At 40.2% G+C, this 13,375-nt stretch carries 11 protein-coding genes; 4 read left to right on the top strand and 7 right to left on the bottom strand.

Annotated elements, in window-relative coordinates; all coding sequences use genetic code 11:
• Positions 1 to 160: 160 nt before the first annotated feature.
• From Q0307_RS00215 to asnB, 4 genes are read left to right on the top strand one after another with little or no spacing between them, the layout of a single operon-like run.
• The gene (locus Q0307_RS00215; RefSeq protein ID WP_298654752.1) at positions 161 to 1,180 is read left to right on the top strand and encodes a GNAT family N-acetyltransferase; all 1,020 of its coding nucleotides are present in this window, start codon (positions 161 to 163) and stop codon (positions 1,178 to 1,180) included.
• Position 1,181: 1 nt separating this feature from the next.
• Positions 1,182 to 2,336 (top strand): glycosyltransferase family 4 protein, encoded by a 1,155-nt coding sequence (locus Q0307_RS00210; protein WP_298654750.1) that lies wholly within the window; start codon positions 1,182 to 1,184, stop codon positions 2,334 to 2,336.
• Entirely contained in the window at positions 2,333 to 3,136 is an 804-nt protein-coding gene (locus Q0307_RS00205) for a polysaccharide deacetylase family protein (protein ID WP_298654748.1), read from the top strand. The genes Q0307_RS00210 and Q0307_RS00205 overlap by 4 nt, the downstream gene beginning before the upstream one ends.
• Positions 3,137 to 3,156: 20 nt before the next feature.
• Positions 3,157 to 5,082, top strand: a complete 1,926-nt coding sequence (asnB, locus tag Q0307_RS00200) for an asparagine synthase (glutamine-hydrolyzing) (protein WP_298654746.1) — start codon at positions 3,157 to 3,159, stop codon at positions 5,080 to 5,082.
• On the opposite strand, the gene Q0307_RS00195 is transcribed toward asnB, so the two are convergent.
• Genes Q0307_RS00195 through Q0307_RS00165 form a run of 7 tightly spaced genes read right to left on the bottom strand, consistent with a single transcriptional unit; the run spans position 5,025 to position 13,374 of the window.
• Positions 5,025 to 6,242 carry a glycosyltransferase gene (locus tag Q0307_RS00195; protein ID WP_298654745.1) on the bottom strand — a complete coding sequence of 406 codons (1,218 nt, stop codon included), beginning with the start codon at positions 6,240 to 6,242 and terminating at the stop codon, positions 5,025 to 5,027. The genes asnB and Q0307_RS00195 overlap by 58 nt on opposite strands.
• Positions 6,239 to 6,997 (bottom strand): hypothetical protein, encoded by a 759-nt coding sequence (locus Q0307_RS00190; RefSeq protein ID WP_298654743.1) that lies wholly within the window; start codon positions 6,995 to 6,997, stop codon positions 6,239 to 6,241. The genes Q0307_RS00195 and Q0307_RS00190 overlap by 4 nt, the downstream gene beginning before the upstream one ends.
• On the bottom strand, positions 6,972 to 8,417 hold the full coding sequence (locus tag Q0307_RS00185) for an oligosaccharide flippase family protein (protein ID WP_298654741.1): 1,446 nt from the start codon (positions 8,415 to 8,417) through the stop codon (positions 6,972 to 6,974). The genes Q0307_RS00190 and Q0307_RS00185 overlap by 26 nt, the downstream gene beginning before the upstream one ends.
• A gap of 1 nt (position 8,418) precedes the next feature.
• A complete protein-coding gene (locus Q0307_RS00180) occupies positions 8,419 to 9,480 on the bottom strand; it encodes a glycosyltransferase (protein WP_298654739.1) in 1,062 nt (353 codons plus the stop codon).
• Positions 9,477 to 10,676, bottom strand: a complete 1,200-nt coding sequence (locus tag Q0307_RS00175) for an O-antigen ligase (protein WP_298654737.1) — start codon at positions 10,674 to 10,676, stop codon at positions 9,477 to 9,479. The genes Q0307_RS00180 and Q0307_RS00175 overlap by 4 nt, the downstream gene beginning before the upstream one ends.
• Positions 10,664 to 11,746 carry a glycosyltransferase gene (locus tag Q0307_RS00170; RefSeq protein WP_298654735.1) on the bottom strand — a complete coding sequence of 361 codons (1,083 nt, stop codon included), beginning with the start codon at positions 11,744 to 11,746 and terminating at the stop codon, positions 10,664 to 10,666. The genes Q0307_RS00175 and Q0307_RS00170 overlap by 13 nt, the downstream gene beginning before the upstream one ends.
• Positions 11,743 to 13,374: a hypothetical protein gene (locus Q0307_RS00165; protein ID WP_298654733.1), complete on the bottom strand. Its 1,632-nt coding sequence runs from the start codon at positions 13,372 to 13,374 to the stop codon at positions 11,743 to 11,745. The genes Q0307_RS00170 and Q0307_RS00165 overlap by 4 nt, the downstream gene beginning before the upstream one ends.
• Position 13,375 lies beyond the last annotated feature (1 nt).

Genomic DNA, 13,375 nt, shown 5'->3' with positions numbered 1-13,375 from the left:
CATACCGCAGCATTTTTTTAGATAAGCGGCTAGTCGAGAGTCAAGTCGCGCTTATTCCTTTTACCTAGAAACTTTGCCCTCTTATCCAGTCAGTACAGGCACAAACCTTTTTATCCGTTAATAATCTAGACAATTAATTAGCAAATCGAGTGCCCCGCCGATGGCTATCCGCATTAAAGAATTAAATAAGCTAACAGAGAATCAGCCAAGCTTAGGTTTAAACGAAAAGGTATTTACTAGCTCAGCCTTTAGATTAGCTTTAGCAACAGAATACCAGCTCAAAGCGCTGGATATAGAACTTGATTTTCAGGATCAGCGCTTAATTATTCCTTCTTTCTTGAAAAGTAGTAACTTCGGCTTAGGTAGGAACACATTAATTCTTGGCGTAGGTTTTGACAAAACGGGGGAACTTAATATCGCTGATGATTTTTATAGTGATTTAATTAGTCAACTATTAAAAGAACTACCCAAGTTAAATTTAAAAACCAAGTATTTAGAACTACGTACTACGCGCTACTTGTCTTGCACAATTGATCATTCTGATAAGGTTGAATTAATTGTTGATCTTAGCAAGACCTGTGAACAGCGTTTAAAAGAATTCTCACAGTCTACTCGTCGCAACCTTCGCCAAGCATTTAAACAAGGCTTTCATTTTAAAATTGGCAATAGCCTCACTCTGTTGCAAGATTTTTATGCACTGTATTTAAAGCACATGCATGAAATTGGCAGTCTTCCACAAAGCTGGACATTTTTCGTGGACATTCATCGAACTTGTCAAAGAACTGTCTCCCTATTTGTAGGTTATATGGGTGATACTCCAGCAGTTGCCTCATTTGCCTTTATTAACAGCACTGAGTTGTATGGGGCTTGGCTTGGACTCGATCCTGCTTATAAGAAGCATAATTTATTGCTGACGATGCTATGGTCAATCACCGAATATTGTGAGCAAACTGGTAAACAAACCTATAACTTAGGCCGTTCTTCGGTAGGCAGTAAGGCTTATGAATTCAAACGGCGCTTTGCTGATCAGATTCAGCCTATCCATTATTATCAACTGCCTATCCCTCAAGCTCAGACCTCACGCTCATCAATCTATAGCAGCGCTTCTTGGTTGATTCGTAACAGCCCTCCGTTTGTTATGAACACGCTTTCCCGTCATCTTATCCATAAGTTCTACTAATATGCTAAAAATACTTGAAGTCTGTACCACCAGCAGTTCAGCTTATGCCTTAGTATTTAACCGCGCCCAAGCTTTGAATGCGCGTTATCCCCAACAACTCAAAATCGCAATTTTATGTAGTGATGGCAAAGAAGTCGAGCTGATGCGCCAGCAAGGTATGCAGGTAATTCTTGCAGATCTGCATCGTAGTATTAGTCCTTGGCGCTTATTACAATCTTTCTTTAATTTGCAGAAAGTACTGCGTGAGGGCAATTACGATGTAGTGCACTTGCATTTTGGTGTACCTAGTTTAGTGGGGCGCTGCCTTGCGTTTGTGATGCGCAAACCACTTTGGATTTACCAAAGCCATGGCTATAGCCTATCGTATAATACGAGCAATTTAGGCAAGTTTACTTATTTAGCTGTCGAGCGATTATTAAAATGGCCGGTGCACCTTGCTCTTTTTCAGTCACATGAAGATATTGAAATCGCCCACCGCTACAAACTCTTAGATGCGCCACAAATCAAATATCTAGGCAATGGCATTGATACCGATTATTTCTGCCCTAGCCTAGATCAGATCCCCAATGATAAAACTATTTTTGGCATGGTAGCACGCTTTGAAGCCATCAAAAATCATGAGCTACTCTTAGATGCTGTCAAACATCTGCGTTTAGTCAATCCCAACTTTAAAGTGCTCTTGATTGGTCAAGGTGAGCTTAAAACTGAGATTACTGCCAAGATTGCCGCTCATCGACTCGAAGAGTGGATTGAAGTTCGCGCTTATAGCATGGATATGGTCGAGTTCTATCGAGAAATTGATGTGGGTCTGCTGACCTCTTTCGGTGAAGGCTTACCACGCGCTTTGTTAGAGCCAATGGCTTGTGCTAAACCCGTGATTGGTACCGATGTCAAAGGCAGCCGTGAAGCTATTCAAGACCTAACAACAGGTTTTCTCGTTCCCGTTACTGATCCTCAAGCTTTAGCAACCAAAATGCAGTGGCTCATGGAGCATCCACTTGAACGGCAGCGCATGGGGCTAGCCGGACGGGCACATGTAGTTGAACATTTCTCAGCACAACAAGTACTTGAACGGCTAAGTAGTGTCTATATAGCCTGCTATGAGCATCATCGCCGCTTAGCGCAACTGGAAACCAGTTGGAATACCTTACCATGATCTTTAGTGCAGACATTGAAGACTGGCAACAATCAGTATTTAACTTTGAGCGCCCCATCTCACAGCGGGTACTCAATAATACCATGCACTTATTAGCTATTTTGGCTGAGCATAAAGTCCAAGGTACATTCTTTGTACAAGGTATGGTCGCCGAACGCCATCCTCAGCTCATCACTACTATTGCAGCTCAAGGGCATGAGCTAGCCAGTCATGGCTATAGTCATCGCCCTTTATATACTTTAACTCCCGCTCAATTCAAAGCTGAAATCGAACGTTCAGTGGCACACTTAGAGCATATCAGTGGGCAAAAAGTCCTAGGGTTTCGTGCCCCAACCTTTTCGGTACGCACAGAAATGCTGCCTTGGTATTGCGAGATCTTACAGAACTTCGGGTTACGCTATGAATCCTCGATTATGCTCGCGCAAGTACGCAAAGTGTATGGATTTGCCGATGATGCTATCTTGCAACAAATTCGGGAACGCGGCTTGGATACCTATCCGCTCTCCACCTGCACGGTATTAGGTAAGTCTGTCCCTGTAATGGGTGGTGGCTATTTCCGCATTTATCCTTATATGCTAACACGTTGGCTCGCACGTAAACTCAATAAAACTGAAGGAGTGTTTTATATGCATCCTCATGAGCTAGATACTAGAGAATATCAAGAGGTTGCCAAACCTGCCGGCATTTCGCCTACTTGGGCTGTGCATCAATTTGCAGGGCGTGCGGGGATGGTCAAAAAATTGCATCAATTACTCAAAGATTATTCCTTCACCTCCTTTCAAGCTCAGTACTACAACTAAAATTATTTATAGGTGACAAAATGTGTGGCATTGCAGGTTTTTTTGGCTTTAAACATTTAACTCATCCTGCAAATACCTTAGCACAAATGACAGCTAGCCTTGCACACCGTGGTCCTGATGCACAAGGCGCTTGGCTAGATATGGATGCACAAATTGCTTTAGGCCATCGACGTTTAGCCATCGTGGACTTATCTGCTGCTGGTCAACAGCCGATGAGTTCTGCCGGTGGGCGTTATATCTGTGTTTTTAATGGCGAAATCTATAATCATCAAGCGTTACGCTCCGAATTAGAACAAGAGCAACTAGCTCCTAATTGGCGCGGGCATTCTGATACAGAAACTTTATTGGCTTGTTTTACTCACTGGGGTGTCGAACGTAGTTTGCAAAAAACTGTAGGCATGTTTGTGATTGCACTTTGGGATAAGCAAGAGCGTAGTTTATATCTAATGCGTGATCGGATGGGCGAAAAGCCGCTGTATTATGGTTGGATTGGGACACAATTTGCTTTTGCTTCTGAACTCAAAGCTTTACGTCAACTCCCTAGTTTTGCTGCTGAACTAGATAGCAATGTCTTAGCTAGCTATATGCAATGTGCCTATATCTCTAGTCCAAATAGCATTTATAAAAATATCCACAAGCTAGAAGCTGGCTGCTTTTTAGAGCTAAAACCATCTGCACTTGCCAACCAACAAGTTAAGTTGCAAGTTTGGTGGTCTAGTTTAGATATTGCTTTAAACAGCCAAAAGCATCAGATCACTGATCAAGCAGAAGCACTGTATTGTTTGGAGCAGCAATTAAAACTTGCCGTAAATTTACAAGCCCAAGCAGACGTACCTTTAGGCGCTTTTCTCTCTGGCGGCATTGACTCCTCTTTGATAGTGAGCTTAATGCAAGCACAGCACAGTCAAGCTATTCGTACTTTCACGGTGGCCTTTGAACAAGCAGGTTTTAATGAGGCACAACATGCACATACAGTAGCTCAACATTTAGGTACTGATCACACTGAATTTCAAGTGACCGCTCAAGAAGCTTTAGCCGTCATCCCTTTACTACCCCAAATTTATGACGAACCGTTTGCAGATACCTCAGCGATTCCAAGCTTTCTTATTAGTCGTTGTGCTCGTCAACAAGTAACGGTTGCTTTATCAGGCGATGCTGGGGATGAGTTGTTTGGCGGCTATCGTAGCTATTTATTTGCACAGAAAATTTGGTCTAAACTGGCTTGGGTGCCAGCCACTCTGCGCAAACAACTTCTGCAAGTTTTACTGAAGCTGCCCACTAGCAGTTTAAACAAACTACTACTGCAATCTAATCAAGAGTTGGGCGAACAACTCCACAAAATAGCGGGTGCTTTACAAGCTAGCGATTCTGTGTACACCTTGTTTCCACGGCTTTCTCAACATTGGCATCATCCCGAAGCTCTAGTGCTCAATGCTCAAACGAGTAAGCTCTCTTGGCCTATGACTAAACTTGCACCGCAGTTTGCGCAAGCAGAAGCAGCCATGATGCTCTTTGACAGCTTAAATACTTTACCGGATGACATGCTCTGTAAAGTAGATCGAGCCGCAATGGCTGTAAGCTTAGAGACACGTGTTCCTTTTTTAGATCATCGAGTTTTTGAATTGGCTTGGCGTATGCCGCTTGCGTTTAAGATTCACCAAGGGCAAGGCAAATGGTTGTTGCGTCAATTATTATATAAATATGTACCTGCCGAGATTGTTAATCGGCCTAAACAGGGTTTTAATGTTCCTTTAGCCACTTGGTTACGAGGCGATTTACGCGCTTGGGCAGAGGCTTTATTGGATAGACACCTGATTCAACAACAAGCCTATTTAAACCCTGAGTTAGTTCAAAATGAATGGCAGAATTTTTTAAAAGGAGCTGCCAATCAGCAACGCTTATGGTGCATTCTCATGTTCCAAGCTTGGTTAAGCTCACAAGACTGAAGTAGTTCAGCAAACACGGCTAAATGCTGTTGTTGCATACGTTCTACACTAAAATTAGCTTGGATATGCTGCCAAGCTGCCTGAGATTTCTTCTTCTTCTCTGCTACTGAATAACTTAAAACTTTTTGCCAAGCTATCGCTAAGGCGTGACTATCCCTCGTAGCTACTAACTCACCCTGTCCGCCCAAGACTAAGCTAATATCGCCCACATCGGTCGCAACACAAGGTACACCTAAAGCCATTGCCTCTACTAAAAAGAGAGGTAAAGCCTCAGAACGAGAAGATAAAGTAGCAAGATCAAAAGACCGAATTAAGCGTTGTGCATCCTGCCGAATACCTAAGGTATAGACTCTATCTTTTAAGCCTAGTGAAGCAAGATTAACCTGCAAATCAGTGTTTTGCTTATCCACTCCCTCGCCTACTAAGACTAAATAAGCATCTTGATTAACTACTAATTGAGCAAATGCCGCTAACATTAGCGGTAGGTCTTTCTCAGGTACAGCACGTGTCAAGCTACCAACTAGCAGTGCATCAGCACTCAAGCCTAGTTCGGCACGCACAGCTTGTCGATCAGTTTCAATTTGCTCAAAATCTAAGGGTTTAATGAATACACCGTTAGGAATTAATTGCATTGTATTAGCTGGATAGCCAACTTCTAAATAACGCTTGCGGCTACGTTCGGAGACTAAAATAATCTTACGCGGAATATGTGCTAAGCGCACGGTCAACCAAAATAATAAGCGGTGTTGCCAACGAGTATAGAGGTTTTTTAAAGGTGTATCATGCAGACCCCAAATCACTATTGGATGAGGTTTGCTACTGATTTTAGCCATTAATAGAGCAAATAAGTTAGCATGATGCAAAAAACTATAAAAAATCTTAATCTTCCGCTCAGTAAGTAACCGGCGCAATTGGAAAATTTTCTTAAAAATAAGCTGTGGTTTTTCTAACTCTAAGTAAAAAATTTCCACCCCTATACTATTGAAAACCTCTTGTAATCCTTGTGTTTTTAACAAGCTGATCACTAAAGGTGGTTTGGATTTAAGTTTTTGGCTATCTAATAAACCTAGCAAAACTTTTTGTGCTCCACCCATTGCTAAAGAGGTTATAATATAAGCAATACCTTCAAAATTACTTTTATAATTATACTCTTTCCTCATAGCCTTCTCATTATATAAAGCATTGCAATCCAACCTTTTAAAGTACTCGGTGTAAAATTAATATACTCTCTACGCTCCTCTCCACCAAAACCACGCTTAAAATAATTTATTTTTTCAAACTCCGGATTATTGCTGTCACCCAAGCCCCCCAAATCATAGATTTGATAACCAAGCCTTTTAAAATGATTCATTTCAAACCAATAGAGTGCACGATGAATTTTACTCATATGATTGCGTTTAGTGGAGTCATCGACATAGCTACGAAAATTGGATACAGCATGTAGCAAGCGTGCACGCTCACCATTACAGATTAGGGCATGGATGCACAATAACTCACCGGTATTCATGCAATTGACTTGAGTTAAAATCAAGGCTTCTTGGCCAGCAAAAAATCTTAGCTTCGTTTCATTGCAAGGATCTAAGTTTTTTTCTTTAGCAAATCTATCATAAACCTTACAAAAACACTGAATATCTTTAGAGCTAGGATAAGTAATGAATTTATAGTGCAAGTCACTCGAATCTAAACAAGCTTGAATACCTCGACGATGCGTCAGTCGAAAATTAGCAAGAATTTCCTGAGAGTCTTGAGTTAGATCAATGATAGAAGTCAAAGCAGTAGTGGTGTTTTTACCCTCACTAGCCACACAGAAACTAATACTCAAATCACAGTTGATCCTTGCAAGGCAATCAACTGCAAAATAAACTTCCTGAATGTTAACACCATATTTTTTACGCTGAATAGTGAGTGCTTTCATTAGGTTTACTCAAAATCTTTAAAGAAATAAGTAAATAATTTCTAACATTCCCCACATTTAATAAACAAATAGCAGATGAATATACTAATATTCCGACCAAAATGCGAATTAGACCTTCTATAAACCCGTGACCAATAGATAAATTACTTAGAATCAATAACATTAAACTAGCAGCAGATATAATCTTAATAATCTCCAACCATAAAACTGGTAACTTAAAAACTTTAGCGCCTAGGACATTTCCATAGATGATGCAAACCACATAGGCTCCTAACGACGCTATGACCGCCCCCTCAATTTGATAAATAGGAATTAAGATCAAATTTAATGCCACATTCAAAATAGCTGCTACACCAACGACCAAAATGGGCCGGTAGGTTTGCTTAGCTAATTGAAAAGCTAGAGAAGTATGAAAGAGATAGACTGCATTCAGGACTAACAATAAGCCAATACTAGGTAATAAGCGTAGAGAATCAATTAAGTAAGCATCACCAATCAGTAAAGGCATAAAATCATGACTGACTGCAATAAAACCAAAATAACTGGGCACTAATAAACCTAGCAAAATCAATAAATAGTTAGCCAAGCTCGCTTTAACTGCAGCCTTTCCTTGCTCTTCTAAGGTTTGTAAAATTAAAGGATAGAATGCTGCGTTGATAGCGCTACCAACTAGAATCAATAACTGAAAAGGTAGACTAAAGGCTACTGCATACTGACCTGCAGCCTTGAAACCAACTAGCCAACTTAATAACACTCGGTCTGTGGCATGAATGACCTCTAAAAGTATGAAGGTTAGACTGAGAGGTAAACCATAATGCAAAAGCTTAAAAGCTTTAGCAGAATTTAATGCGATAGGATAATGACAAAAATTCTGCCAGAAATGACGAAATGCTAGTGGTACCAAAAACCCAAGCGTGGTTGCTAATAAAATGCCATACCATGAATAACCTAACCAAACTAAGATGATGGCTAATAGCGCCGTAACAACTACGCGTGCGAGTTCAATTTTCAAATAGCGTTCAGCTTGGAGGCTAGCAGAATTAATACGCTGATAAGCCATATAGGGAGCATTGCTAAGCATTAAACTTGCTAGAGAAACAGCTATGAGAGCATCGTTTGTGAAAAAAAAATAGCTAGATGCGCCTAGTAAAATCACCACACTACCAATCCCTAGGACAATTAAGAGTAAGCTAATCAATTCGCTCTGTTGAAAATCACTATCACGCCAATAACGTAGCAAGGCTACATAGAGCCAGTTAAATAGAATAATATTTACGCTATTCGCCACAACGACCAACGTACTATATACACCATAAGCTTCAGGGCTAATCCAACGCGTATACACTGCAAGTGTCAGAAACGCGACTAACGCCGGAATGCCATGGGCAAGTAGATAGAGAATGCTATGGCGCACTTGCATCTTAAACCGCCAACCAAGCATCAGCGACTTGGCGAATGTCATTACCCTGCACTGAACTAGGCGCTTGGCGCGATAAGCGTTCACGTAATTGCATATCGCTACACAAACGCTCCATACCACCTGCTAGAGCTGCTTCACTGACTGCTACTAACAAACCGTTTTCACCATCGTGTATAATTTCACGTGGGCCACTCGGACAGTCTGTGCTTAAAACCGGGCAACCTAAGCTCAAAGCCTCAATCAAGACAACAGGATAAGCCTCTGTATCGCTACTCATCACCAAATACTCTGCCCGTGTCATATATTTATATGGATTAGCCTCATAGCCTAGGAGCAACACCTTTTCTTTTAAGCCTAAAATTTGGATTTGCTGTTCTAAACTTTGCCGCAGCTCGCCTTCACCTAAAATAATGAGTAAGCATTTTGTGGAAACCTTCGCTTGAGCATAAGCAGAAATAAGACGATCGAAGCGCTTTAAATTATTTAAACGACCTACTGCTAAGATAAAAGGCTGATTAATTTCGATGCTTTCTTTGGCCCGTTGATGCACTAAATCGCTCATCACAGGGTTATAGATACGAACGACATTTTCTAGTTGTAATCGAGTTCGTAATTTAGCCTGCATGGTATTGGTCAGTGCTACGACGGTATGTGCACGCTTAAAGGCAAATTTGATAATTGCTTGCTGGCGCTCAGTCCATTCATCCGGGTCGATGTGCACTGATACACGTGTTAAAGGACTAGCTAAAGCACAGGGTACATTAGCAGACTCTAAAAAAGAAAATATATGCGTGAATTGCTCGCGTTTAAACACCGTGCGAAAAATCCAGACCCGTTCCATCAATAATCTTAACTGGCTGAATAGCCCGCCTTCGCGAGAAGGCATCGATAGGTGTAAGTGCTTGGCTGGCGTTTGTAGATAACCCGACTTTTGCTTTTCCTCAAAAGTAATCACTGTCACATCATGCCCACGTTGGTGAAATTCAGTAGCTAGATCCGCAGCTACTTTCTCAGCCCCCCCCGGCATGCCTAAATCACCAATCACAATTGCTATTTTTTTCATGCCAGTCTCAATTGATAATTTTGTGCTAGTTGTTGAGACGGTTGCTCAAGATTAGCTTTAAGCACAATGAATAAATAAGCAAACCAAATAAACATGCGCCCATTCAAAGTTAAAGTAAACTGCCCCGCAATGGCAATAAACAGGAGAGCAAGCATTAATAAACGCTGCTCAGCAGGTATTTTAAAGGCTTGTAGAAATACTGTTATGATCACTGCTAGATAGCTGAGCAAGCCAACTACACCCTGTTCTACCATAATAGCGATATAACTATTATGTGCGGTGTAATCAATATTATATTTATTAATTACTCGCCGAAAAGAACTGAGTCCATTACCAAAAAAAGGAGCCTCATTAATTTCTAACCAAGCTCTCGACCAAGTAATACTACGTGAGCTTAAGGTTCCTTGACTTAACTCAGTACCTGAGGAAAATAAACGATCTAGAGTTTTTTGTGGTATCATACTAGTTACACCTAAAGCTATCACCACGAAGAAACTTAAGGCTACTAACTTCCATATAAACCTAGTATGCCAAAACCACGGAATTAAACCAATAAGGCCTAGCAAAGCAGTAATAAAACCTGTGCGAGAACCTGTAATAAAAATTCCGAATAATGCAATTGGAAGGTAGACTAAGCCTAATCCTCGTAATAACCATGATTTAGCGATCAATAGTAAATATAAGGCCATGGGTAAACCTAAAGCTAACTGCAGAGAGGTTTCATTAGCATCAAAACCTCTAATCTCATGTCTTACTGTTGTACCAGTAGGATCATAGCCGCGTACAAGGAAATAAGCTAAACCAATCGCACCTAATAAATATGCAGCAAATATTAAATTTAAATCTTGTTCAGTACGCACGACTTGGAAGGCTAACAAGATCATCATAAATAGGTATAAATATTCTTTAAGCGCTTGCTGACTATTAATTGCTAGACTAGTCTCATAATCAACTGGCATCCAAGTCCAGAGAAAACTAAAAAGCATCCAACAGGTATAGACAGTCACCGTGATAAAAAACCAAGGTGCGCCACGCATGCCATCACCGCTAATTACTAATAAACTTACCATACCAAATAACAATAGGCCGGATATTTTCACCAATGACAAACCAACAATAGTCCATAAGCCATCGGTTGGCACCGCAAAAATAAATAATAGCAAGCAAGTTAGCGCTAAATTTCTTATGCTTTCCAAGCTAATGCCTCCCATTGAGCTGCAATTGTCTCAATTGATAAATGCTTTACTGAAGCTGCAGCGTTATGGCTTAAGTATCGATGAAGGGGCTTATTAAAATAGAGCTCATCTAACGCATCACGCAAAGCCAAGGTATTTTCAACTGGAACTAATAAACCATTTTGGCTATGCTGAATAATTTCATTCGGTCCTGTTGCGCAATCTGTAGATATAATCGGCTTACCAACTGCTAAGGCTTCTATTAGTACCATAGGAAAACCTTCATGATCACTGGATAATACCAAAAATTCGGCTCCCACTATATTGGGGTGTGGATTTTCTATATTACCCGGCATTAATACTTGATCAACTAAACCTAAAGCTCTGATCTGTTGTTCTAATTGTGGGCGCAGGCTACCCTCACCTAAGATCAATAGCTTTGCTTCATGCCTTAATTTAGTTTCAGCATAAGCATTCAAAAGTCGATCAATGCGCTTTTGTAACTCTAAACGACCGACTGCAATAATATATTTTCCTTCAAACCTAATGACCGGTGGTTGCTTGGCATAATAAGCTAAACGCTCAAAATCAATAGGATTGTAGATCGTTGTTAAGGGAGTAGTAGCAGGTAGTCTACTCTTGAAAGCCTGCATAGCCACTTTTGAAACACAAACGATTTTTTTTGCTTTAGGAAATAGCAGTCTAGAAAGCTTCCATTCCGCCTTAGAAAAATACAAATCTGGATTACAATGATTCGAGGCAATAGTCTCTGGGTTAACCAAAATCGAAGGGAAACTCGCTGTTTCCATGATAGCTATGATTAAATCAAATTTAGTCTTTTGATAAATAACTTTCAAACGCCAAGCACGCTTTAAAAGAATAAACACACGCTCAAAAAAACCTTCACCAGAAGGTAAATTTAAATTAATACACTCACCACCTACTGGGTAACCTACCTGATTTTCAAAAATCAGCAAACTAACAGTATAACCTTTGTTTTGCCAATGAATTGATAGCTCAGAAACAACTTTCTCAGCTCCCCCACGTCCAAGAGAGTGAATGACGAAGGCAATTTTTTTGTTAGACATCATGCTTTCCGCCAACGCTTATGCGTATAAATACCATCACTGATGACTGTATTCCCTAGACAAGAAAAGGAATGCATCCCATGCAAAGATGCTTGGCCTTGAGGAATACATTGAGCTACTGTTTTTTCTTTATAAGTATGCTCATTCCACTCGATAATGGCGTTCAGATTCAAGCCACGTCCGTAAGAGCCTGCGCAATTTTGAGATGGCCGGTAGATAACGCCATCGCGCTCAAATAAAGCCCCCGCTGAGCGGGCTTTATCTGCATGATTTATAATAGGATTAGCCGGATGAGCTTGCCAGTGATCTGCAAGCAAATCCTCGGCAGAAAACAAATAAAGCAGTTCATTCGGTGAAGTACTCGGATGTGGACGTAAATTCACAAACATCCACCAGCGCCCAAGATGCCAATAAAAGGTAGCATCATAAGCGTCAATATTTGTCATTAAAGTCTTCACAAACTCCCATTGATCAGGAAACTGTACACAACGATATAAATCGATCGCACGTTTTTCTGCTGACTCTGGAACTAAATACCAAATCCCTGCGCTTTTAAAAACAAAAGGATAGGACAAGTGATAGTCTTTTTCCAAAACTACCTTTGGTGCTTTGTTGGAAGCAAAATCTTGTAGATTTGCACAGACTAAGCGTCCGCGTTGAGTAGACTCCAGATATTCTTCAAAAAATACATAATGCTCGCCGCTTTCCTCTACCAAGCAAGGATCTGCTACAAAGCCCTTAGACCGAGTATAAAGAACTTGAGCTTGATTAGTTTGTTGAAAATCTTGAACTGGGTCTTGCTCAGACTTTAATAAAATCCAAGTTTTGTTGAGGGTCAATTTATAAACCAAACGTCTGAGATGAGTATGAAGAAAGCCAACTGCTAAAATAAGTAAATTTTCCGTCCATAAAGGACAATAGCAAACGTTTTCTAAGCTTATTACTTTATTAATTAAATTATCAAGATGATGACTTTGAATAAAACTTTTACCACACTTAAATCTCACAGCCCGCTGACAGAGCACAGGCATAAACTCGAGCATCTTCCAAAGCAGATTATCGCGAGTTTTACTTAATGAGCATTGTTTACTGGTATAAGAAATCCATAAATAGCGGGACTCAGCAAAATAAGCACTGTAAACCATAACACCACTAAAAATACCATCTTGGTTTAGATTAAACTCTTGCAAACCCGCCCAATTGATATCTCGCTCTAAATGACTGTTGTAGAAGTAGTGCCAAACTCCATATTTTGAATATTCAACTAAATATTCTGGTAATTTAGAATTATTGCTTAAATTAATAACTAGATTAATAAATTTTTTAAAAAATTGTTGTTTAGCACCAGCAGTAATCAACTTAATAACAGCACAATCCAATAGACTACTAATATTTTCTAGTTGGCTAGCAGAATAAGAAGTCTCTAGTAACCTTGACTCTAAACGTTGTAGTTTTTTGAAGAAATTAAATTTCACTGAGTTTAATGGCCAAATTTTATGTTTGCCTGCCAATAAGATCAGTTCAATTTTTAGGCCATCTTGATTAATCAGGCGTCTAATCATCGCTACTTGCCAAGCAGGCAAGTAAATATCTTCGATGACTAAAGCAATTTTGAGTGGATAGTTGGTCATA

This window comes from uncultured Thiothrix sp. (genome assembly GCF_937873765.1).
Classification (GTDB): Bacteria; Pseudomonadota; Gammaproteobacteria; order Thiotrichales; family Thiotrichaceae; genus Thiolinea.
Note: the sequence above shows the minus strand (reverse complement) of the source record. Positions and strands in the feature narration are given on the sequence as shown.